Source organism: Micromonospora sp. NPDC005171 (genome assembly GCF_040608575.1).
In the GTDB taxonomy this organism is placed as follows: Bacteria; Actinomycetota; Actinomycetes; order Mycobacteriales; family Micromonosporaceae; genus Micromonospora.
In genome coordinates this window covers 155,698-176,495 of record NZ_JBEXIM010000012.1, presented here as the reverse complement: position 1 = coordinate 176,495, position 20,798 = coordinate 155,698, and the positions used below count along the sequence as shown (strand labels likewise).

At 69.7% G+C, this 20,798-nt stretch carries 24 protein-coding genes and 1 pseudogene; 9 read left to right on the top strand and 16 right to left on the bottom strand.

Annotation, left to right across the window (positions count from 1 at the left end; genetic code table 11):
- Window positions 1–104 precede the first annotated feature (104 nt).
- The gene (locus tag ABZU74_RS17875; RefSeq protein ID WP_355424615.1) at window positions 105–839 is read left to right on the top strand and encodes a peptidase E; all 735 of its coding nucleotides are present in this window, start codon (window positions 105–107) and stop codon (window positions 837–839) included.
- A gap of 3 nt (window positions 840–842) precedes the next feature.
- Here the strand turns inward: ABZU74_RS17875 and ABZU74_RS17870 are convergent, their stop codons facing one another.
- Window positions 843–1,412, bottom strand: a complete 570-nt coding sequence (locus ABZU74_RS17870) for an exonuclease (RefSeq protein WP_355424612.1) — start codon at window positions 1,410–1,412, stop codon at window positions 843–845.
- A 142-nt stretch (window positions 1,413–1,554) separates the two neighbouring features.
- Here ABZU74_RS17870 and ychF point away from each other — a divergent pair, with 142 nt between their 5' ends.
- Together ychF and ABZU74_RS17860 are read left to right on the top strand one after the other, a co-directional pair.
- The gene (gene ychF / locus ABZU74_RS17865; protein ID WP_091406282.1) at window positions 1,555–2,640 is read left to right on the top strand and encodes a redox-regulated ATPase YchF; all 1,086 of its coding nucleotides are present in this window, start codon (window positions 1,555–1,557) and stop codon (window positions 2,638–2,640) included.
- 209 nt (window positions 2,641–2,849) lie between these two features.
- On the top strand, window positions 2,850–3,611 hold the full coding sequence (locus ABZU74_RS17860) for a hypothetical protein (protein WP_355424609.1): 762 nt from the start codon (window positions 2,850–2,852) through the stop codon (window positions 3,609–3,611).
- A 188-nt stretch (window positions 3,612–3,799) separates the two neighbouring features.
- Here the strand turns inward: ABZU74_RS17860 and ABZU74_RS17855 are convergent, their stop codons facing one another.
- The 3 genes and pseudogenes from ABZU74_RS17855 to ABZU74_RS17845 all read right to left on the bottom strand — a co-directional run.
- Window positions 3,800–4,594: a hypothetical protein gene (locus tag ABZU74_RS17855; RefSeq protein ID WP_355424606.1), complete on the bottom strand. Its 795-nt coding sequence runs from the start codon at window positions 4,592–4,594 to the stop codon at window positions 3,800–3,802.
- Between the two features lie 62 nt (window positions 4,595–4,656).
- Entirely contained in the window at window positions 4,657–4,908 is a 252-nt protein-coding gene (locus tag ABZU74_RS17850) for a hypothetical protein (protein WP_355424664.1), read from the bottom strand.
- A 289-nt stretch (window positions 4,909–5,197) separates the two neighbouring features.
- Window positions 5,198–5,380, bottom strand: a pseudogene (locus tag ABZU74_RS17845) (hypothetical protein); the annotation flags it as partial.
- Window positions 5,381–5,601: 221 nt separating this feature from the next.
- Here ABZU74_RS17845 and ABZU74_RS17840 point away from each other — a divergent pair.
- Window positions 5,602–6,372: a class I SAM-dependent methyltransferase gene (locus ABZU74_RS17840; RefSeq protein ID WP_355424603.1), complete on the top strand. Its 771-nt coding sequence runs from the start codon at window positions 5,602–5,604 to the stop codon at window positions 6,370–6,372.
- Between the two features lie 395 nt (window positions 6,373–6,767).
- Here ABZU74_RS17840 and ABZU74_RS17835 read toward each other — a convergent pair whose 3' ends face one another.
- Entirely contained in the window at window positions 6,768–7,574 is an 807-nt protein-coding gene (locus tag ABZU74_RS17835) for a nucleotidyltransferase domain-containing protein (RefSeq protein ID WP_355424601.1), read from the bottom strand.
- Between the two features lie 27 nt (window positions 7,575–7,601).
- Complete coding sequence (locus tag ABZU74_RS17830; RefSeq protein WP_355424598.1) at window positions 7,602–7,976, bottom strand: VOC family protein; 375 nt, start codon at window positions 7,974–7,976, stop codon at window positions 7,602–7,604.
- Window positions 7,977–8,090: 114 nt separating this feature from the next.
- Here ABZU74_RS17830 and ABZU74_RS17825 point away from each other — a divergent pair, with 114 nt between their 5' ends.
- The 3 genes from ABZU74_RS17825 to ABZU74_RS17815 are packed head-to-tail and all read left to right on the top strand — an operon-like array spanning window position 8,091 to window position 9,342.
- Entirely contained in the window at window positions 8,091–8,549 is a 459-nt protein-coding gene (locus ABZU74_RS17825; protein WP_355424595.1) for an SRPBCC domain-containing protein, read from the top strand.
- Window positions 8,546–8,896, top strand: a complete 351-nt coding sequence (locus ABZU74_RS17820; protein ID WP_355424592.1) for a metalloregulator ArsR/SmtB family transcription factor — start codon at window positions 8,546–8,548, stop codon at window positions 8,894–8,896. Before ABZU74_RS17825 ends, ABZU74_RS17820 begins: the two co-directional genes overlap by 4 nt.
- Before the next feature lie 2 nt (window positions 8,897–8,898).
- Window positions 8,899–9,342 carry an SRPBCC domain-containing protein gene (locus ABZU74_RS17815; protein ID WP_355424589.1) on the top strand — a complete coding sequence of 148 codons (444 nt, stop codon included), beginning with the start codon at window positions 8,899–8,901 and terminating at the stop codon, window positions 9,340–9,342.
- On the opposite strand, the gene ABZU74_RS17810 is transcribed toward ABZU74_RS17815, so the two are convergent.
- The 5 genes from ABZU74_RS17810 to ABZU74_RS17790 all read right to left on the bottom strand — a co-directional run bounded on the left by ABZU74_RS17810 (window position 9,326) and on the right by ABZU74_RS17790 (window position 13,609).
- Window positions 9,326–10,603, bottom strand: a complete 1,278-nt coding sequence (locus ABZU74_RS17810) for an MFS transporter (RefSeq protein WP_355424586.1) — start codon at window positions 10,601–10,603, stop codon at window positions 9,326–9,328. The two genes, ABZU74_RS17815 and ABZU74_RS17810, sit on opposite strands and share 17 nt — an antisense overlap.
- A 194-nt stretch (window positions 10,604–10,797) precedes the next feature.
- On the bottom strand, window positions 10,798–11,532 hold the full coding sequence (locus ABZU74_RS17805) for a class I SAM-dependent methyltransferase (protein ID WP_355424584.1): 735 nt from the start codon (window positions 11,530–11,532) through the stop codon (window positions 10,798–10,800).
- Window positions 11,533–11,752: 220 nt separating this feature from the next.
- Window positions 11,753–12,115, bottom strand: a complete 363-nt coding sequence (locus ABZU74_RS17800) for a PH domain-containing protein (protein WP_030337500.1) — start codon at window positions 12,113–12,115, stop codon at window positions 11,753–11,755.
- 130 nt (window positions 12,116–12,245) lie between these two features.
- Window positions 12,246–12,728: a class I SAM-dependent methyltransferase gene (locus ABZU74_RS17795; RefSeq protein WP_355424582.1), complete on the bottom strand. Its 483-nt coding sequence runs from the start codon at window positions 12,726–12,728 to the stop codon at window positions 12,246–12,248.
- Window positions 12,725–13,609: a LysR family transcriptional regulator gene (locus ABZU74_RS17790; RefSeq protein ID WP_355424579.1), complete on the bottom strand. Its 885-nt coding sequence runs from the start codon at window positions 13,607–13,609 to the stop codon at window positions 12,725–12,727. Before ABZU74_RS17790 ends, ABZU74_RS17795 begins: the two co-directional genes overlap by 4 nt.
- 188 nt (window positions 13,610–13,797) lie before the next feature.
- Here ABZU74_RS17790 and ABZU74_RS17785 point away from each other — a divergent pair, with 188 nt between their 5' ends.
- Window positions 13,798–14,211 carry a VOC family protein gene (locus tag ABZU74_RS17785; RefSeq protein WP_355424576.1) on the top strand — a complete coding sequence of 138 codons (414 nt, stop codon included), beginning with the start codon at window positions 13,798–13,800 and terminating at the stop codon, window positions 14,209–14,211.
- On the opposite strand, the gene ABZU74_RS17780 is transcribed toward ABZU74_RS17785, so the two are convergent.
- Complete coding sequence (locus tag ABZU74_RS17780; RefSeq protein WP_112604995.1) at window positions 14,198–14,506, bottom strand: 4a-hydroxytetrahydrobiopterin dehydratase; 309 nt, start codon at window positions 14,504–14,506, stop codon at window positions 14,198–14,200. The genes ABZU74_RS17785 and ABZU74_RS17780 overlap by 14 nt on opposite strands.
- Before the next feature lie 183 nt (window positions 14,507–14,689).
- Here ABZU74_RS17780 and ABZU74_RS17775 point away from each other — a divergent pair, with 183 nt between their 5' ends.
- Complete coding sequence (locus tag ABZU74_RS17775) at window positions 14,690–15,133, top strand: (deoxy)nucleoside triphosphate pyrophosphohydrolase (protein ID WP_355424573.1); 444 nt, start codon at window positions 14,690–14,692, stop codon at window positions 15,131–15,133.
- Between the two features lie 136 nt (window positions 15,134–15,269).
- On the opposite strand, the gene ABZU74_RS17770 is transcribed toward ABZU74_RS17775, so the two are convergent.
- The 4 genes from ABZU74_RS17770 to ABZU74_RS17755 form a co-directional block, all read right to left on the bottom strand.
- A complete protein-coding gene (locus ABZU74_RS17770) occupies window positions 15,270–16,334 on the bottom strand; it encodes a succinate dehydrogenase/fumarate reductase iron-sulfur subunit (RefSeq protein ID WP_355424570.1) in 1,065 nt (354 codons plus the stop codon).
- The gene (locus ABZU74_RS17765) at window positions 16,331–18,259 is read right to left on the bottom strand and encodes a fumarate reductase/succinate dehydrogenase flavoprotein subunit (RefSeq protein WP_355424567.1); all 1,929 of its coding nucleotides are present in this window, start codon (window positions 18,257–18,259) and stop codon (window positions 16,331–16,333) included. Before ABZU74_RS17765 ends, ABZU74_RS17770 begins: the two co-directional genes overlap by 4 nt.
- Window positions 18,260–18,271: 12 nt before the next feature.
- The gene (locus tag ABZU74_RS17760) at window positions 18,272–19,078 is read right to left on the bottom strand and encodes a hypothetical protein (RefSeq protein WP_355424564.1); all 807 of its coding nucleotides are present in this window, start codon (window positions 19,076–19,078) and stop codon (window positions 18,272–18,274) included.
- Between the two features lie 246 nt (window positions 19,079–19,324).
- Window positions 19,325–20,707, bottom strand: a complete 1,383-nt coding sequence (locus ABZU74_RS17755) for a metallopeptidase TldD-related protein (protein ID WP_355424661.1) — start codon at window positions 20,705–20,707, stop codon at window positions 19,325–19,327.
- Between the last annotated feature and the right edge of the window lie 91 nt (window positions 20,708–20,798).

The following is a 20,798-nucleotide window of genomic DNA, read 5'->3' as shown; positions in this document are numbered from 1 at the left end:
GTTCGACCGCCACCCGCGGGTGGCGGTCGAACACCGCACCGAGCGGGCGGGAGGCCGGCTGCGGCAGGATGGACGCCGCACCGCCCCGACGGAAGGACGCTCCGATGCCCGCCAGCGAACCGACCATCATCGCCACCAGCATGGGCTTCTTCCGGGGCGACCGTGGGCCCTACGACCTGCGCCCCAGCCCGGTCTTCGCGCTGGCGGCCGAGCTGGCCGAGGCCGGTCCGCAGCCGCGGGTCTGCTACCTCGGGCAGGCCGTCGGCGACCAGCCCACCTCGCTGACCGCCGTCTACGGCGCGTTCGCCGACACCCGGTTCCGGCTGTCCCACCTCGCCCTGTTCCCGATGCCGAACGTCGAGGACGTCCGCGCTCACCTGCTCGCCCAGGACGTGATCTGGGTCGGCGGCGGCAGCGTGGCCAACCTGGTCGCCGTGTGGCGGGTGCACGGGCTCGACGAGATCCTGCGTGAGTGCTGGCAGGCCGGCGTGGTGCTGGCCGGCGTCTCCGCCGGCTCGATCTGCTGGCATGTCGGCGGTGCCACCGACAGCTTCGGCCCCCGGCTGCGTGGCTTCACCGACGGCCTGGCCTGGCTGCCGTACGGCAACGGGGTGCACTACGACAGTGAGGGCCAGCGCCGCCCGCTGATGCATGAGCTGGTCGGCGACGGCACGCTCCCCACCAGCCACTGCACCGACGACGGCGTCGGCCTGGTCTACCGGGGCACCCGGCTGGTCGAGGCGATCGCGGACCGCGAGGGCGTCTCGGCGTACGAGGTCAGCCGGGGCGCGGACGGCAGCGTCCGGGAGGCCGTCATCGCTCCCCGCCTGCTCGGCTGAGCGTCATGCCTCCTCGACCGCCGGTCGGCGGCGGAGCACGGCGTCGAAGACCTGGGCCAGCTCGGCGGCGTCCTCCCCGGCGTGGTGCGTGTGCGGCACGTCGTGCAGGCCCAGCTCGTGCTTGATCGTGCCCTTGCGGGTCTGGACCCACTCGCTGCCGGTCAACCCCATCCAGTAGCTGCGAAGATCGACGCCGGAGCCGGTCGCACCGAACGGGCTGTGCCCGACGAAGCGGACGAAGTACCAGTGCACGAACATGCCGTCCCAGACGGCCGGGGCGGCGAGGAAGACCGGACGGCCGAGCCGGCGCAGCCCGTTGACCCAGGCCGCCGCGGCGGACATCGCCTCCTGCGCGGTGGGCGCCTCCCGCAGCAGACGGTCCCGGTCCAGGCCGGAGACGGCCAGCGCCGCCGGGACGAACTCATCGGAGATGGGACGAAGCTCGGTGTAGAAGGTCAGGTCCGGGTGGCCGGCCACGGCCATGCCCAGCGAGATCATGCTGTACGGCCCGGGGATCGGCCCGTCCGCCTCGACGTCGACGGCGATGTACAGCTCAGGCAACGGCGAGTTCATCCCACCTCCAGCAGCGGACCATCGGACCGGAGGGTAGCAACGCCTGCCGGGGTCTGGTGGCCGCGATGATCGACCACCTGCCGGGTGCCGAATCGGAGCCGCCTGGACCGGCCCGGCTGGGACCGGCGTAAGCTGGCCCGTCGTGAGTCTCACCATCGGCATCGTCGGCCTGCCCAACGTCGGCAAGAGCACGCTTTTCAACGCGTTGACCAAGAACGACGTGCTGGCGGCGAACTACCCGTTCGCCACCATCGAGCCCAACGTCGGTGTGGTCGGGCTGCCCGACGAGCGGCTGGGCAAGCTGGCCGAGATCTTCTCCTCGCAGAAGGTGCTGCCGGCGCCGGTGTCGTTCGTCGACATCGCCGGCCTGGTCCGTGGCGCGTCGAAGGGGCAGGGTCGGGGCAACGCCTTCCTGGCCAACATCCGGGACGCCTCGGCGATCTGCCAGGTCGTCCGGGCCTTCTCCGACCCGAACGTGGTGCACGTCGACGGCAAGATCTCCCCGGCCGACGACATCGAGACGATCAACACCGAGCTGATCCTCGCCGACCTGCAGACCCTGGACAAGGCGCTGCCCCGGTTGGAGAAGGAGGCCAAGCTCCGCAAGGACCGGGCCGCCGCGGTCGCCGCCGCGAAGGCCGCGATCGAGGTGCTCGACGGTGGCACCACCCTCTACTCCGGGGCCGCCGCCGCCAAGATCGAGCTGGAGCACCTGCGCGAGTTGCACCTGCTCACCACCAAGCCCTTCCTGTACGTCTTCAACGTCGACGAGGCCGAGCTGGCCAACGAGACGTTCCTCGACGAGCTGCGCGCCCTGGTCGCCCCCGCCGAGGCCATCTTCATGGACGCCAAAATCGAATCCGAGCTGGTGGACCTGCCCGAGGAGGAGGCCCGCGAGCTGCTGGAGTCGATCGGGCAGAACGAGCCTGGTCTCAACCAGCTCGTCCGGGTCGGCTTCCGCACCCTCGGCCTCCAGACGTACCTCACGGCCGGCCCCAAGGAAGCGCGCGCCTGGACCGTCCCGGTCGGCGCCACCGCGCCGGAGGCTGCGGGTGTCATCCACAGCGACTTCCAGCGCGGCTTCATCAAGGCCGAGGTGGTCTCGTACCACGACCTGGTCGAGCACGGTTCGATGGCGGCGGCCAAGGCGGCGGGCAAGGTCCGCATCGAGGGCAAGGAGTACGTCATGCAGGACGGCGACGTCGTCGAGTTCCGCTTCAACGTCTGAACCTCTCCTGTAGTCGCAGGTCAGGCGGTTGGGCTGTCGCTCTGGGGCACCCGAGGGCGAAGCCCACGCGTCATTGACAACGGCATGTGGCCGCTGCCCGGTGGCGGTCAGGAGAGCGGTGAGTCGGTCGCGCGAGGCCGGCGACTCGGACGCACGCCAGCAGGTAGGGTGCACGCGCTTGTGCGCGGCCGAAGACCTGGAGGAGCGATGTGGGCGCGAAGACAGCCCTGCTGGTATTCGCCGATGGAGATACCCGCCCCGCGTTGCGCGGCGCGACGCGCTCGGAGTTGTCCGAGACCGAGGCGCTGGTACGTCAGATCCATCCGGGCTACGTCGTGGAGCCCTTCGACGAGAGCACGTTGTTCGACGACATCTACCCGCCAGAGGACATCACGTACGCCACCAAGCTGGCCGGGGCCGAGCTGTATTGCGACCGGCGACTGGTGCTCGACCTTCCGTCCGAGCTGCCGGAGCACCTGCGCGAAGCGGGAGCGGGCAGGCGGATCATCATGCACGGAATGCACTCGGTCGTGGACTGGCTCAGTTTTGCGGTCTGGGAAGACGGCCTGCTCATCAGATCGCTGAGCCTGTCGCCCGACGGCGGCATCCGGGAGAACATCGGCAAGCCGTACGACTTCGAGCTGCCCTACTGGGCAGGCGAGCATCCTGTTGAGCCTGTACCGGGCTGGCCCGACCAAGGACCGTACCCATTGCCGTTCCATCCCCTCGCGCTGGGCGAGCAAGCATTGCGCGCGCTGTTCGGCTTCGTCGTCGAGGGGCACCCCAAGTCGGACGACATCGACGCCGAGGCTGTTCATCTGCACGGCTTCCGCGTGACCGACCCGTCCGGCGAGGAACAGGCCGCTCGTGAAGCCGCATACGCGCAGGTACGACGGGCCATGGGTTCGCCGCGGATGTTCCGGATGGGACCGGACGGGACGATGCACGAGGTCAGCCTCGAAAGCCTCTAATTCGCCCGTCCCTCGGTCGGCAGAGTGTCACGCAGGTTCTGATACCGGTCTGTCACGCGGGCCCCGAGACCGGACACCGGGCTGCCAGCGATGCCTGGTCTCGCATGATGGTTGACGGAACGGCGCCGCAGGATATTTGACGCCAGGTCATGATCGAATAGGTCAGGTGCTTGGGCCGATGGTAGGCGTCACGGCTCGGGTACCGGCGTGTCAGTGAGGTTGCGTTCCAGTTCGCGTTGCAGCAGCTGCCAGGCGGTGTAGGTCCGGGTGTCGAACGTCGGGTCACCTGGCCGTGCGATGGTGCGTCGAGCGCGTTGGAATCCGGCGGTGTTGTAGTCGACCCGCTGGTTGACGGCGACCAGCCAGCTGGCGCTGGCCCAGGAGGGCAGGGGACGCCCGTCGAGCTTGAATGGCGTTTGGGGTTTGTCAGCGAGGCTGTCGAGTTCCGGTTGGGTCGGCATGCTGGTGCCTGTGAAGTCGAGGGCGACGAGGACGGGCGCGACGGAGTGCCGATCGACGTCGATCCGGGCTACCCGCAACAGGGCCAGGTTGCCGTTGGTGGCGCGGTGACTGAGGACGTCGCCGGGTTGCAGGTCAGTGACGTGACGGCTGGGCCGGCGCACCTTCTTGCGTTGCGGCTGTGGGCCGGTCAGTTGTGCACGTGCCTTCTCGAGGACGTCGCGGCGCTTGGCGGCAAGGCGAGGAGAGTCCGACCATTTGGCCAGGTCGGATCCGCTGTCGACGGCGGCGATGGCGCGGTCGCGAACCGTCGGGTGGAGGCGGCCGAGCTTGGATTGGGTGACGGCCAGCGCCAGCCAGACGGATGTCGCCTCGTCCGGGTCGTCGAGCACATCGGCGTAGGAGCCGAGCATCCGTTGCGTGGTCTCATCGTCGTCCACGCCGTCTTCGAGCATTTCACGGTACTCGTCGCGCACGTCGCATGCCGTGTCGTCGGAGAACAGGCCAGGGCCCCAGGCGCCCATTGGTCACCTCCATGCCTTTACGGTTGCGTGCCTGGTCAACCTGCCACACGTTCTGCTCGGCGTCACCTGGGGTTGCGAGATCTGATGCCCGGATCTGCACCCGTGATGATCTGGTGTTTGGCTTTGGTGCGGTCAAGGTCGGTGGTGCTACGGCGGGGAACGGCAGCGATCGGAGGGTCGGTGTCGTGGACGACAATGATGTGCTCGTCGAGGGTGACGGTGACGGTGACGGTGACGGTGACGGTGACGAGCTTGCGGGTGTAGACCTTTCCGACTTGGATCTTTTGTCCGGCGACTTGGATGCTGCCGTTCATGGACACGATCCGCTCGACGGTGGTGGCAGTGGCCGATGGGTGGGATTGGGGAAGCGGGTCGGGCGTCGCGGATGTGGATCGCGAGATCAGTCCAGGTTCGGCCGTCGCCGGCTCGGCTTGCGTTTTCCTCCGGGCCTGGCATTAGCGAACTGTCGTTGGCGGTGGTCTGTTGCTGCCGCTGCCAGTCGTGTCGCCGACGGTCGCGTCGTCGCTGGTAGCCGCGGGCGATGACGGCCAGCGCCATCCACCCGGACAGAACCAGGCCGGCGGCCCCGACCACCCCTTGCAGCCGGCCCCGATGCCCGCTGAGTATGTCGAAATCGGTGACGAAGTCCCCCGGATCGTTGGGGTTGACCCAGATCCGCACCGCGCTGCCGGCTGGCAGGCAGACCTCCCAACAGCCAACCTCGCCCTGCCGCTGAGCGCCGGCGAACTCGTAGCGCAGGTGCATCGTGTTCCGCCGCTTGTGCACGAGTTCATCGACGACTGCCTGGGCTGGCACACCGTCGACCCGCAGTCGACGGGCTCAGGCGTCCTCGTCCTGAAAGGTCTTGAAGGGCAGCCACATCATGACCATTCCAACCGCGAGGCCGAGTGTGTAGACCGGGTAGCGGGCACGCCACCAGCTCCGCAAGATGTGCACGGGTGGTCATGGTCGCAGTCGATGTCGACAAGCGGCGGTACGTTGACCGCATGACGGATCAGCTGCTCCGATCGTCGTTCGGCGCGGCGGCGACCGCGTACGCCGAGCACCGCCCGGACTACGCGCAGGCCGCGGTGCGGTGGGCGCTGGAGCCCGCGCCCGGCCTGCGCGTGCTCGACCTGGGCGCCGGCACCGGCAAGCTGTCCGCGGCGCTGGTCGCGGTGGGCGCGGACGTCGTGGCGGTCGAGCCCGACCCGGCGATGCTCACCGAGCTGCGCCGTGGGCTGCCGGCTGTCCGTGCTCTGCCGGGTAGCGCGGAGGCGATCCCGCTGCCGGACGCGTCCGTCGACGCCGTGCTGGCCGGCAACGCCCTGCACTGGTTCGACATGGCCGTAGCCGGTGCGGAAATCGCCCGGGTCCTCGCCCCTGGCGGTGTCCTGGCCGGTCTGTGGAACATCATGGACGACCGGATCGACTGGGTTGCCGGGCTCGAACGGGTCAGCGGGAGTGCGGCCATCGGCCCGCGTGACACGTTGAGCAGTTGGCGAGCGGCGACGGCGGACATGCTCGTTCCGAGGACCGGCCTGGTCGCCCGGTTCGGGTCGGCGGAGCAGGTCGAGTTCCCGCACGGTCAGCGGCGTACCGCCGACTCGCTCGTCGCGACGCTCGCGACGCGGGCCGGGATGCTGGTCATGCTGGACGAGGAGCGAGCGGCCACGCTCGACCGGGTCCGCGCCTTCCTCGGGAGCCGACCCGAAACCGCCAATGGCGAGTTCACCCTGCCAATGCTGACCGGCGTGCTGTGCGCCCGGCGACTCTGACACCCGGCGAACCGGCTAACCGACATCGGGCGGGACGTTGAAAGCTGTGCTGACAGGCGCCGACGTGGCGCTGGTAGGCCTGTTCTCCGCGAAGGACAAGGAGTTCGAAAGCGAGCTCAATCTGCTGGCCAGCTTGGTGGAAACCCACGGTGGCCAGGTCGTGAGCCGGCACGTGCAGCGGCGGGGTGTCTCTTCTGGCGGCGCGGACAAGATGGGTGAGCCGTTCTCGCGGCGGACGTTGCTCACCCCCGCCAGGGCCCGGGAGGTCGCCGACGCCTGCCAGCAGCGCGGGGTCGGCGTCGCGGTCTTCGCGAACCCGTTGACCGACCACCAGCGGGCCGTCCTCACGGACATGTTCGGCTGTCTCGTCCTGAGTGGCGAGGACCTCCGACAGGTCAGGGACGGACGGCCTTCTCGCCATGAACGGTCACGTACTCCGCGGCGAGCCACGGCCCAAGGTCGTCAATGAGTTCGTGCAGCACACCTGGGACCGGCGAGGGCGTGCGGCCAATGGCGGCGGCTCTACGCATCTGCCCGGCGCGTTCCGGATAGTAGAGCCCGAACGCATCGGCGGACTCGCTGAGGTCGCTGGTCCAGCCTCCCCACCGCGGCATGACCAGCGTGAATCCTGTCCTGACGATGCGCCGCGCGACGAGCCGGCTGAGGGCCCTGCGTTGGTGGTCGGTGGTCGCTTCGGCTGCCTGGCGGCGCCATTCCGGCAGCGCACGTGACAGGTCGCCGTTCGTCTCGCGGGCGAGCAGGGGAGTGGGCCGGTATCGGGGGAGTTGGTCGGCGAGGTCGTCGCCCAGCAGGGGAGTGCACAGGCAGGCGACGAAGAAGCCGAGGTCGTGCCGCTCAAGCTCGCTGAGCAGCGTACGTGCGCTGAACAGCAGGATGCCCACGCCGTCGATCTGCGGAAAGGACTCATCGAGGTCCTGCTCGATCCTGGTGGCAGCCGCCCGGTCGGCCTCGGTTGGTTCGGTGCGCAGGGCGAGGAGCAGGTCGAGATCGGAGACGCCGGGGATGGCGGTGCCACGCGGGATGCTGCCGTAGATGTAGGCGCTGTGCAGCCGACCACTGTCGAACGACTCGGCTGTCCGAGCGCGTGACGCATCGACAACTCCGGTGAACGCGGCCGGGACCCGGCTCAGTGCACCCTCACGCGTAATCCATCCCTCGACGTCCAGTCCTCTTCCGATCATGGGGACACTCTGCCGGAGTTGCCGGTCCTACTGCTCGGCCCAGGCGCCCAGCTCGTTGCCGCTGGGGTCGGTGAAGTGGAACCGGCGGCCACCCGGGAATTCGTACGGCCCGTTCACCACCTGGCCGCCGGCCTCCTTGACGGCCTGCACCGACCGGTCCAGGTCGGTGGAGTAGAGCAGCACGAGTGGGCCGCCCGTCCGAACTTCCCCGTCCAGGCGGAGACCGCCCACCTCGGGCGCGGGGTCGCCGTGTGGGCTGCGGATGCCGGCGTACTCCGGCCCGTAGTCGTTGAACTGCCAACCGAACGCGTCGGCGTAGAAGCGCTTGGCCGCGGCGAGGTCGGTCACCGTGAGCTCGATGTAGTCGATGGCGTGGTGTCGGTGTGACGATGGCTCTGACATACGCCGATCGTGCACCAGGGGTACGACGGGACCGCGACATGCAACAAAAGGTTGCGCAATGGGAGCCGGCTGTCGTAGGTTGAGTGCAACCAAAGGTTGCGAAAGGTTGTGCGTATGGAACAGGGAACGATCGAACGAGACATCCACGTCAACGCGTCCCCCGAGGTCGTCTTCGAGGTGGTCAGCCAACCCGAGCACATGCGGGAGTGGTGGCCCGACGACGCGCGGTTCGAGTCGGTCGCAGGCGCGCCCGGCGAGCTGGTGTGGCGCGACGCCGACACCGGCGAGACGAAGACCGTCGCGCTCGCCGTCGTCGAGGTCGACCCGCCGAAACGGTTCTCCTTCCGGTGGTGCTTCACCGAGCCGGACCGGAGCGGGCAGGCACTGTTCGTCACCTTCGACCTGCTGCCCAGCGGCACCGGGACGCTGATCCGGATGACCGAGACCGGCTTCCGCGAGCTGGGTTGGGAGGTCGCTGTCCTGGAAGAGCAGTACCGCGACCACGAGAACGGCTGGGACCACTACATGCCCCGGCTGGGCGCGTACGTCGCCCGGCTGGTCGCGACACCGTGAGCGCTGTGGTCGACGACGAGTTGTGGTCGGCGATCGGCGACCCGATTCGGCGTACGATGATCGATCTTCTTCTCTCTGACGGGCCGGGCACTGCCACCTCGTTGAGCAGGCGGCTACCCGTCACCCGTCAGGCCGTCTCGAAGCACCTGGCGGTCCTCGACCGGGTCGGGCTGATCCACGCCGAACCGGCCGGTCGCGAGCGTCATTACCAGGTGGACGAGGCGCAACTCGCCCGCGCGGTCGCCCAGTTGTCGGCGGTCGGCTCCACCTGGGACGCCCGACTCCGCCGGATCAAGCGCATCGCCGAGACGATCGAACGTACCCGCACCACCAACCAGGGAGGCTGACAATGGTCGACATTCTGCACCAGGTCGGCGTCGTCGCCTCGCTCGATGACGTGTACCGAGCGGTGGCAACCCCCGAGGGCGTCGCCGGTTGGTGGTCGGTCGACACGACCGGCAAGAGCGAGGTCGGCGGGCAGCTGGCCGTCCACTTCGGTGACCAGGGCGGGTTCGACCTCCAGATCCTGGAACTGGACCCCGCCGGCCGGGTGCGGTGGCGGGTCGTCGGTGGCCCCGACGAGTGGATCGGCACCGAAATCAGCTGGCGTCTCGACCAGCGAGGTCGATACACGATCGTCGACTTCACGCACTCTGGCTGGCGCGAGCCGACCGAACTCATGCACGAGTGCAGCACCAAGTGGGCGATCTTCCTGATGAGTCTCAAGGAGTTGGTCGAGACGGGGCGCGGCCGGCCGGCGCCGGACGACGTCCAGATCAGCGACGGGCACTGACCTCGGTGACGGCCGGGTCGCCGGGGGATCGCGGGCTCCGCCACGGAATCGCGAATCCTCCGGCGACCAGGCCGACGGTCACGATTGCCGTTGCGCAGAGCAGCATCGTCGGCCGGGCACCGATGGCACCCACAAGTGGCCCGCCGAGCATGGTGCCCAGGGGCACCGCCAGCACGAGGATCGCGCCGTTCGCGGCGAGCACCGCAGGTAGCTGCGCGAGGGACGTGCTGCGCTGGAACAGCGCCATCGACGTGGACATGTACGGCGCCCAGATCAGGCCCGCCAGGGCAAACGCCGGCAGCGACACGCCAATGGGCGCACCCAGGCCCAGCGGGAGCATGGTGATGCCGAAGCCGACGACGATGCCGATGGTGGTGCCCCGCAGCGGCCAATCGCGCAGATGACCGGCGATCACACCGCCGACGAGGCCGCCGACGCCGAACGCCGTGTAGTAGGCGCCCAGCAGCGTCGCGGAGGCGTGCAGGTCGTCGGTGATGTGGATGGGCATCGCCACGTACACCGGCCCGAACAGGAAGAAGAACGCGAGGCTCAGCGCCAGGAGACCCAGTAGGGCGGGGTTGTGGCGGATGACCGCGAACCCGGCGGTCCGCGACGCGTCGCGCTCGTACCGGTGGCCGCTGTCGGCGGCGGGGAGGGCGAGCCGGTACGTGAGGGCCAGCGCGGCGAAGGTGGCGGCGTCGATGCCGATGACCCATACCGGCCCGACCCAGGCGATCAGGAGGCCCGCCAGTGGTGGTCCGGCGATGGTGGCGAACCCGGCGATGCTGGCGAGCACGGCGTTGGCCGGCAGGTGGTGTCGCTGCGGCAGCAGTTCGGCGATCAGTGTGAAACGCCCGGCGGAACCCCACGAGTGCAGCAATGCGGATGCGGCCAGCAGGACGACGTACAGCCCGATGGTGAGTGCGCCGAAGAGATAGGCGAGGGGGATCGCCGCGAGCGCACTGGCCCGCAGGATGGCATCCCACCCGGCGAGCTGGGCGCCGCCCCGACCGTGCAGCAGCCGACCGAAGACGACAGTCCCGGCCGCGCTGGGCAGCGTGTACGCCGCCATGGCCACGGCGATCCAGGTGCCCCGCTGACTGTGCGGGGCGAGCTGGATCGCGAGCCAGGTCACCGCCACCACCGCCATGCCGTCGCCCAACGCGGAGACGGCGAGCCCGGGCAGGACGCGCCGGAGCTGAGGGTGACTGACCACCGGCCAGTACGGCGAGGAGCGCGGGAATCGGGAGGCGTCCGGCATGCTGTCAGCTCACCCGGCGCGGGACCTGCGGAGCAACACCTACTGCTACCAGCAGAATCAGCCGAAGGTGAGAGGGCTCGAATCACCGGCTCGGGCTGTCGGGCGGCGGAGATCGACTCCGGTTCCTTGAAGGCGGGGGGGTCGAGGCAGCCTCGACACCCCAGGTTCCCGGAACCGGAGTCGATCAACCGCCGCTACTCCGCTCGATAGACGGAGATGTGCGACGGGCTGTCGGCCTGGAACGGCCGCCGGTGCCAGTCGGCGTACCGCTCGGTGAGCCGGAGCCCTGCCTGCTGCGCCATCTCGTCGATCTGGTACGGCCAGGCGTACCGCATGGCGAACGGCTTCAGGTGCACACCGTCCGCGTCGAACGTGATCGTCTGCCGGATGAACCGCTGCGCCGGCCGGTCGTACTGGTGCAGTCGGATCGTTGCCGAGTCCTCGGTCACGGCACGTACCTGCACCTGCTCGTCCGAGTCGAAGCTGCGCGGGTCGGGCACGAACGTCTCGATGACGAACGCGCCGCCGGGCGACAGCACCCGGGCGACGTTGCGGAAGCAGTCCGCCTGCCGCCCGGCGTCCACCAGGTTGAACAGGGTGTTGAAGACCAGGTACGCGAGTCGGAACTCACCGGCCACCGGTACGTCCGCCATGTCGGCGACGACCACCGGGATCTGGTCGCCGCCGGGTTTCGCCCGCAACTGCGCGAGCATCTCCTCGGACGCCTCGACGCCGTGCACCGCGAGGCCGCGTTCGGCCAGTGGCAGCGCGACCCGGCCGGTGCCGATCGCCAGTTCGAGAACTGGGCCGCCGTCGGCCATATCGGCCAGGAAGTCAACGGCGGGGGCCGGGTCGGGGTTGGTGCCGCCGTCGTCGTATCCGGCGGCCCAGAGTCGGCCGAAGAGGCCGGGATCGTCGAAGACCGACATCAGCGGCCTCCGGGGTTGGGGTCAGTGGCGCCCAGCGCCAGGGGAACGGTCCTGCTCACGAAGTCTCGATTCCTCAGGTCGGATGACGGTGGGTTCGGGGGACCTCGTTGTGTCTGGCATGGTGACTGCTCCCTTCGCGCGGCTGTCGACCGAGGACACCAGAGACACCGCGGGCCCGGCAAGGCAATTACGCCAGCCGGGCCCACGACGGGACGTGCGGTCAGGAGATGTGGTGCAGGATCACGTTGTGTACGTGGTGGCTCTTCTGCGCGCCACGGAACTCCACCTCGTAGGTGTGCGTGCCGACGTGGATGGCGATGGCGCCGGTGGAGAAGAACGAACCGCCCCACGACTTGTTGCTGACCACGCTCACGCTGGTGATCTTCGAGTACGGGATGCTGGTGATCGCGAACCGCTTCCCGACGAACGAGCGGTCCTGGATGATCACGCGGCGGTCGGTCAGCCCGATGAACCCGGTGCCGGTGCCGACGGCGTCGTAGACGGCGATGATCTGCTCGCCTTCGAGGAGGCCACTCTCGATCTGCTGGACCTGCTCCTTGCGGTCGTACGCGATGTTCGCCATGTGATCCAGGCTAGAAAACCGGTGCCACCGGGCCCACCCGGGCGAGGACCACGAACTCGCCGTCGCCGTGGGCCGACCGGCTCGCGTTGCCAGCCCCCGTACATGCGGTCCACTATGAAGCCCGCCCTGGTCAGAGAGGTGCGCAGCTCCGCCTCGGTGCCGGGTTCCACAGCTCCCAGCGACGGTCCGCCGGGTCGCGGGCGTCGAACACCAGCCGGCCGCCGGGCACCAGCGCCCGGGCCAGGTCGGCGAGGGTCCGCGCCCACTCCGCATCGTCGACGAAGAACTGCGCGACGTGGCTGGTCAGCACCGCCACGTCGAACGCCCTGTCCGGCAGCAGCGCCGAGGTGCCCTCACGCCAGGTCACCCGCTCGCCGTCCGGCTTCGCGCGGGCGGCCTCCAGGGACGCGCCGGCCGGGTCCACGCCGGTGACGGTGTGGCCGGCGGCGGCGAGGGCAACGGTCAGCCGGCCGGTGCCGCAGCCGAGGTCGAGCACCCGGGCGGCCGGGGTCTCGTCGACCACCGCCAGGAAGAAGTCGTCGTCCGGCCCCCACCGGCACTCCGCGTCGTACACCTGGACCAGCCGGTGGTGGCGGAACTCGGCGTGTCTCATCGGGGGTTCGCGTCGGTCGCGGCACGGACGAAGTCGCGTACCCGGGTGGTGGTGTTGCTGGGCAGCCAGACCGGCCCGCGTTCGATCGGTGGCGCATCGTGGATGGGCACGTACGCCACGTCGGGGCGCGGGTAGTAGCGCCGCGTGTGCTCGCCCACCGGTAGGACACCCCGGCCCAGCGCGACCAGGGACAGCATCTCGGAGAAGGTGTTCCCGGCGGGTCCTCTCGGCACCGGCCGGCCGGACGGGGTGCGCTCCGGGGTGCGGTCCCGCTTGAACTCCACCGAGGTCACTGTCGGGTACTGCACCATTGGGTGGTCGGCGAGCACCTCCAACGACACCGACCGCTCCCGGGTGAGCGGGTGGCCCGCGGCCACCGCCAGCACCCGATCCTCGGAGAGCAGCGCCGGGCCGGTGGCCATCCCGTCGAACGGGTACGAGGCGATCAGCACGTCCGTCGATCCGTCGAGCAGCCCCGATCGGGTGGTGGACAACTGCGCCTCGTGCACCTCCACCCGACAGTCTGGATGCCGTTCACCGAACAGGGCCACCGCCCGGAGCAGCACCGGCGCGGTCCACTCGCCGAGGAACGCCACGCGCAGCGTCCCGGTCACGCCCCGGGCGGCGTCGGTCGCACGGCGGACGGCCTCGTCCATCCCGGCGACCAGCGGAGCCAGCTCGTCGGCGAGCTGCCGGCCGATCGGGGTGAGCCGGACGACCCGACTGGTGCGGGCGAACAGCGGTGCGCCGATCCGGCGTTCCAGCTTCTTCACGATGTGGCTGACCCGGCCGGTGCTGACGGTCAACCGCTCGGCGGTCCGACCGAAGTGCAGTTCCTCAGCGAGCGTCAGGAACGTCTCGACCTCGTACCGCTCCAGCACACCGTTCCCATCGTTGACCTGTGGGCAACGATCGTAGCGGCATCGGGTCTTGGTCGGCGTCCCTCGACCGGGGATCGTGAACGGGGCAGGGAACACCGAGCGAAAGGCGCTGACGTGAGCATTGACGACTACCTGACCGGCCTGGCCGGCCCACGCGCGGCGGCCCACCTGGAGGAGGCGTGAGCGGGGTGCGGGTAACCGGTTTCGACCACCTGGTGCTGACTGTCGCCGACGTGGAACGGTCCTTGGACTTCTACTGCGGCCGGCTCGGGCTGGCACCGGTACGCGTCGACGAGTGGCGCGCCGGCACCGTCCCGTTTCCGTCGGTGCGGATCAGCCCCGACAGCATCATCGACCTCGTCCGAGGTGCGCCGCAGGGCGCGAACGTGGACCACTTCTGCCTGGTGGTGGCACCACTGGACTGGGCGCAGGTGATCGAGTCGGGGATCTTCACGGTGCTGACCGGGCCGGTCAGCCGGTTCGGCGCCCGCGGTTCGGCGACCTCGATCTACGTGCGGGATCCGGACGGCAACTCGGTGGAGCTGCGCTGGTACCCGCAGGACGCCGGGTCGGATTCGGAGAGGGTGGTCAGGCCTCGGTGACCGCCCGGTACGCGTCCTCGATGCGGGCGGCCAACAGGACCTCGCCCTCGGTCAGGGGCTCGCCGCTGCCGTGCCCGACCCGGATCTGGGTGCTGTCGGCCCGGCGGCTGATCTCGGGTCGCAGGTGCAGCGCATCCGCGACGACCTTGACCCGTTCAGTTAGTGCGGCATGTTGGGTATCGTCGATCACGAGCGTCCGTCGGATCTGCTCGCCCTCACGCGTCCAACCAGATAGCAAGGTCAACGCGTCGGAAAGGTAGTCGTGCTTGGCCCTGCTGTTGAACAGCACGCGCATCACCGCACCCCCCAAGCGCCGTTGCCGGCTTGTGGCCAAATCGTCGCCATCCCGTGTCTTGTCGGTGCCCTCTAGTCTCCCGCTGCTCGGAGGGGGTGTCCACGCCCACACTTCCGTGTCTTGTTGGCCTAGCGGACGGCTACGGTACCCAAACCGCCGATTGATCTGGCACCCTGGACGCCCGTGCGGACCGAACGGGCGAATGATGGCGGGCAGGCCGAGCGACGGGACCTGAAGGTGATCGTCGGTGCGGCGATCATCTGGGATGGGCGGGTGCTCGCCTGTGCGCGTTCCGCCCCACCAGAGGTAGCGGGCATGTGGGAGTTTCCGGGCGGAAAGGTCGAGCCGGGGGAGGCCGAGACCGACGCGTTGATCCGGGAGTGCGCCGAGGAGTTGGCAGTACGCGTCGAGATCGGCGACCGGGTCGGCCGCAACGTACGGATGGCCCATGGCCGCTCGGTGCTCAAGGTGTACGCGGCCCGACTGCTCGGCGGCGACCAACCGCAGGCGCTGGAGCACGAGGCGCTGCGCTGGCTCACCGCCGACGAACTGGACTCGGTCACCTGGCTCCCCGCCGACGCCCCCATCGTGGCGGCCCTCCGCCCCCTCCTGCGCAGCTTTCGTTGATCATGAAGTTGTTGCCACCGCGCGCGGCGCGTCGTGGCAATGACTTCATGATCACCCGGGGGTCGGGGCCAGGGGTGGTGGGGACGTGAGACGGGGGCCGTGGCAACTGCCACGGCCCCCGTTGTTGTTCAGGTGATTAGTGCTTGTCCTGCTCCGGGTGCGCGAAGTTGAGGTGCTCCGGCGGCAGCGGGAAGGTCACGTCGTCACCGAACGGCGACGGCGCGGCGGCCCGGTCGAAGGTGAGCTCCGTCAGCGGAAGCTTGCCCCGGTCGTCGACCGCCGGAGCGGTCGGGTGCGGCACCTCCCGGTCCCAGTTGACGCCACTCTGCGCCTGCGCCTCGGCCCGCTTGTCGTGCGAGCCACCCGCGTGCGAGTGGACACCGGCCCTGGTCGCGCCCGACGAGTTCGCCGAGCCCTGACGGGCGGTGGTCACGCTGGTCTGGGGCGTCTCGCCCCGACGGAAGATCTTGCTACCAAGCCACACAAGGGGATCGTACCTGCGGTCGACGACCCGTTCCTTCATGGGGATGATCCCGTTGTCAGTGATCTTGATGTGCTCGGGGCAGACCTCGGTGCAGCACTTGGTGATGTTGCAGAAGCCGAGGCCCTGTTCGGCCTGCGCGTACTCCTTGCGGTCGGTCCGGGCGTCCAGCGGGTGCATGTCCAGCTCGGCGGCCCGGATGAAGTACCGCGGGCCGGAGAACGCCTGCTTGTTCTCCTCGTGGTCGCGGATCACGTGGCAGACCGTCTGGCACAGGAAGCACTCGATGCACTTACGGAACTCCTGCGAGCGCTCGACGTCGACCTGCTGCATCCGGTAGTCACCCGGGGCCACGTCGGCCGGAGGGGCGAACGCCGGGGTCTCCCGTGCCTTCTCGTAGTTGAACGAAACGTCGGTGACCAGGTCCCGGATGACCGGGAAGGTGCGCAGCGGGGTGACCGTGACGGTCTCGTCGTCGCCGAAGGTCGACATCCGCGTCATACAACCCAGCCGCGGCTTGCCGTTGATCTCCATGGAGCAGGAGCCGCACTTGCCGGCCTTGCAGTTCCACCGGCAGGCCAGGTCGGGCGCATCGGTGGCCTGCAGACGGTGGATGACGTCGAGGACGACCTCGCCCTCGTTCACCTCCACCATGTAGTCCTGGAGGTCACCGCCGGTCTCGTCGCCCCGCCAGATCCGGAACTGACGCTTCGCGCTCATCGGTTGTCCGCCTCTCCAGCGTCGGCAACGAGGGCGTCGAAGTCGGCGAGCTCCTCGTCGGTGAGGTACTTGGCCAGCTCGGCCCGGTCGAAGAGGCCGATCAGCTCCGGCCGCATCTTCGGCAGCGGCTTGCGGGTCAGCTGCACTGTGTCACCGTCCAGGGCGCAGACCAGGTTGACCTGCCGCCACTTCGGCTCCATCGCCGGGTAGTCCTCCCGGGTGTGCCCGCCGCGCGACTCCTGCCGCTCCAGCGCCGCCTTCGCGGTGCACTCCGAGACCACCAGCATGTTGCGCAGGTCCAGGGCCAGGTGCCAGCCCGGGTTGTAGCGTCGGCCGCCGGCCGCGCTCACCTTGGCCACCCGCTCACGCAGCTCGGCGAGCCGGACCAGCGCGTCGGCCAGCTCACCCTCCCGGCGGATGATCCCCACCAGATCCCCCATGACCGCCTGGAGGTCCTGCTGCAGGGTGTACGGGCTCTCGCCAGTGTCCCGTTGCAGCGGCGCGAGGGCGGTCTCCACGGCCGCCTCGACCTCGTTCACGGCCACCTTCGGCCGGGCGGTCAGCCCGTCGGCGTAGCTGGCCGCGTGCCCGCCCGCCCGCTTGCCGAAGACCAGCAGGTCGGACAGGGAGTTGCCACCGAGTCGGTTGGAGCCGTGCATGCCGCCAGAGACCTCACCGGCGGCGAACAGCCCGCGTACGTGGCCGAAGGCGGCACCCGAATCCGGGTCCACCTCGACGCCGCCCATCACGTAGTGGCAGGTCGGCCCGACCTCCATCGGCTCGGCCGTGATGTCGACGTCGGCCAGCTCCTTGAACTGGTGGTACATCGACGGCAGCCGGCGGCGGATCTCGTCGGCGGAGCGTCGGCTCGCGATGTCCAGGAAGACACCGCCGGCGGGGGAGCCCCGGCCGGCCTTGACCTCGCTGTTGATCGCGCGGGCCACCTCGTCGCGGGGCAGCAGCTCCGGTGGACGCCTGTTGTTGTCCGGGTCGGTGTACCAGCGGTCCGCCTCCTCCTCGGTCTCCGCGTACTGCTTGCGGAAGACGTCGGGGACGTAGTCGAACATGAACCGCTTGCCCTCGGAGTTCTTCAACACGCCGCCGTCACCACGCACCGACTCGGTGACCAGGATGCCCTTCACCGAGGGCGGCCAGACCATGCCGGTCGGGTGGAACTGGAGGAACTCCATGTTGATCAGAGTCGCCCCGGCGCGCAGCGCCAGCGCGTGCCCGTCCCCGGTGTACTCCCAGGAGTTCGAGGTGACCTTGTAGGAACGCCCGACGCCCCCGGTGGCCAGCACGACCGCCGGCGCCTCGAACAGGATGAACTCGCCCGACTCGCGGTAGTAGCCGAACGCGCCGGCCACCCGATCACCGTCGAGCAGCAGCTCGGTGATGGTCGTCTCGGAGAACACCCTGATCCGGGCGTCGTACGAGCCGAACTCCCGCTGGTCCTCCTGCTGGAGCGAGACGATCTTCTGCTGGAGGGTGCGGATCAGCTCCAGGCCGGTCCGGTCGCCCACGTGCGCCAGGCGCGGGTACTCGTGGCCACCGAAGTTGCGCTGCGAGATCTTGCCGTCCTTGGTGCGGTCGAAGAGCGCACCGTACGTCTCCAACTCCCAGATCCGCTGCGGCGACTCCTTCGCGTGCAGCTCGGCCATCCGGAAGTTGTTGAGGAACTTGCCGCCGCGCATGGTGTCGCGGAAGTGCACCTGCCAGTTGTCCCGGCTGTTCACATTGCCCATCGCGGCGGCCGCGCCGCCCTCGGCCATCACCGTGTGCGCCTTGCCGAACAGCGACTTGGAGATGATCGCGGTCTTCTTGCCGGCCAGCCGGGCCTCGATCGCCGCGCGCAGACCGGCGCCGCCGGCCCCGATGACGACGACGTCGTAGTGGTGTCGTTCGATGCGAGTGGTTGTGGTCATGTCAGGGGCCCTTTAGTTGATGAACCGCAGGTCGGAGAACCAGCCGGCCGCGAGCGCCATGATGTAGAAGTCGGCCAGCGCGAGGGTGCCGAGGGTGATCCAGGCGAGCTGCATGTGCCGGACGTTCAGGGCCGAGACGAACGTCCAGGCCTTGTACCGCACCGGGTGCTTGGAGAAGTGCTTGAGCCGGCCGCCGATGATGTGCCGGCAGGAGTGGCAGGAGATCGTGTACGCCCAGAGCATCACCACGTTGAGCACCAGGATGATGTTGCCCAGCCCGAAGCCGAAGCCCTTGGGCGAGTGGAAGGCGAGGATCGCGTCCCAGGTGTTGATCAGCGAGATGATCGCGGCGGCGTAGAAGAAGTAGCGGTGCAGGTTCTGACCGAGCAGCGGGAAGCGGGTCTCACCGCCGTACTCCTTGTGCCCGTCGGGAACAGCGCAGGCCGGCGGCGACAGCCAGAACGACCGGTAGTACGCCTTGCGGTAGTAGTAGCAGGTGAGCCGGAAGAGCAGCAGGAACGGCAGAGTCAGCGCGGCGTCCGGGATGATCCACCAGCCGGGCAGGAAACGGCCGAAGTGCGAGGCGCCCTCGATGCACCGCTCCGTGACGCAGGGCGAGTAGAACGGGGTCAGGTAGTGGTAGTCCGCGACCCAGTAGAAGTCGTGCATGAAGACCCGGACCGTCGCGTACGCGACCCAGGCGCTGAGCCCGATCACGGTGATCAGCGGGGCGAACCACCAGCGGTCGGTACGCAACGTCTTCGCCGCGATGGCGGCGCGCGCCCGCGCCCCCCGCGGCCTCGTTGCCGTTGAAGTCATTCGAGTCGTCTCCTCGACGGGCCCGTACGGGCGGGCGGATCTTTCTCCGGTCGGCACGCGGACCGGCGAACCCGCACCCGCTGCCACGTCATGCGCACACCAACGACCACGCCGGATCGACCGACGCAGCTAAGTGACACACGTTACGCCGATCTCTGCGGGCCGTCCGCGCAAGGGACCGTCCCGTGTGTCTGGCCTGCGGAAATGGCCCTCGGCACGCCGGTCGGTGCCGCATCGTCGACAACGTCAGCCGGAGGCGCCCCCGGTGAAGTGCCAGGACGCCAGCCGCAGCGAGGGCGCCGCCCACCAGGCACCGTCCACCCGATCCGGTTGGCGCACCGCCCGCGCCCCCAGCCCGAGCACCGCCCCCGGCCCGAGCGCCCGCGGGTACGACTCGGTGAACCGCAGGTCACGGACTGCCCGGACCACGGTGCCGTCCTCGATCAGCCAGACGCCGTTGCGGGTCAACCCGGTGACGACAAGGCTCTTCGGGTCGAGCACCCGCGTGTACCAGAGGTCGGTGACGAGCAGCCCTCGGCGTACACCGGCCACCAACGCGGCGGTGTCCGCGTCGACGACCGCTCCGGCCGCCGCGCCGGTGGTGCTTCGGCCCACCGCGCTGGCCGGGCCTGCCACCGCGCCGGTCAGCCGCAGGTTGCGGGGCATCGGGCCCCAGGTGGCACCCCCCGCGACCGCGTGCCCGGTGGACTCCGCGCCCGCCTCCGCGGCGGTCCGGCGATCGTGCGCCACCGCCCGGGTGGTGCCCGCCTCCACAAGTGTCAGCGCCCGTCGGCCGGTGCCCTCCGCGTCGAACGGCAACCCGGACCCGCCCAGCGGGTCGTCCACCAGGGTCACCGCCCGGTCGAACTGGGCGGCGCCCGGCTCGGCGAACGACTGCCGCTCGGCGAGCCGCTTGCCGTTGAAACCGTAGAAGGACAGGTTCTGCAACAGGTCCACCACGGCGGCCGGCTCGAACACCACCTCGTAGTGGCCCGGCGGCAGCTCCACCGGCTCGGCCGCCGCCTGCGCCTTCGCAGCCGCCTGCGCCCCCAGCTCGGCGCCGTCGAGGTCGGACAACCGGTCGGCGCTGCGCCGGGCCACCCCGTCCGCGCCATCGCGGCGGGCGATGCCGTCCATCGCCGCCTCCACCGAGCGGCCGTACGCCGAGTGCCCGGCCGAGTTGGCGAACGCCGACGATCGGTGCGCGGTGCGGCAGTAACCGGCGGTGCTGAGGCCCCCGGCGGCGGCCACGAACGCCCCCACCCGGTCGGCCCGCTGATCCGGCTCGGCGTGCGCGGTGGCCTCGTCGACGGGCGGCGCGTCCGGTGTGGACAGAGGCGGGGTCAGCCCCGGCCAGCCCGGGTCGGGCGGGCAGAGCCGCGCCGCGGCCAGGGTACGCTCCACCAGGGCGGACAAACCGTCGGCGGTGACCACGCTGCCGCCGCCGGCAGCCGTCCGACCATCGACGTGCACCCGCAACCGGACCCCGACTGTGGACTCGGAGACGTTCTGATGGATGCCCGAGTTGGCGAACCGGGTCAGCGCCAGGTCCGCCCGCGTCACCACCGCCTCGGCCTGCGCGGCCGGCCCGCCAAGACGCCGAACCAGCTCCACGACCTGCCCGGCCAGCTCCACCTCGCTCCTCGCGCTCACGCTGAGCCACCTTTCGTTCGCGACTGCGGGGCTCGCAAGAACGGCTCACTCCTCGCGCTCACGCTGA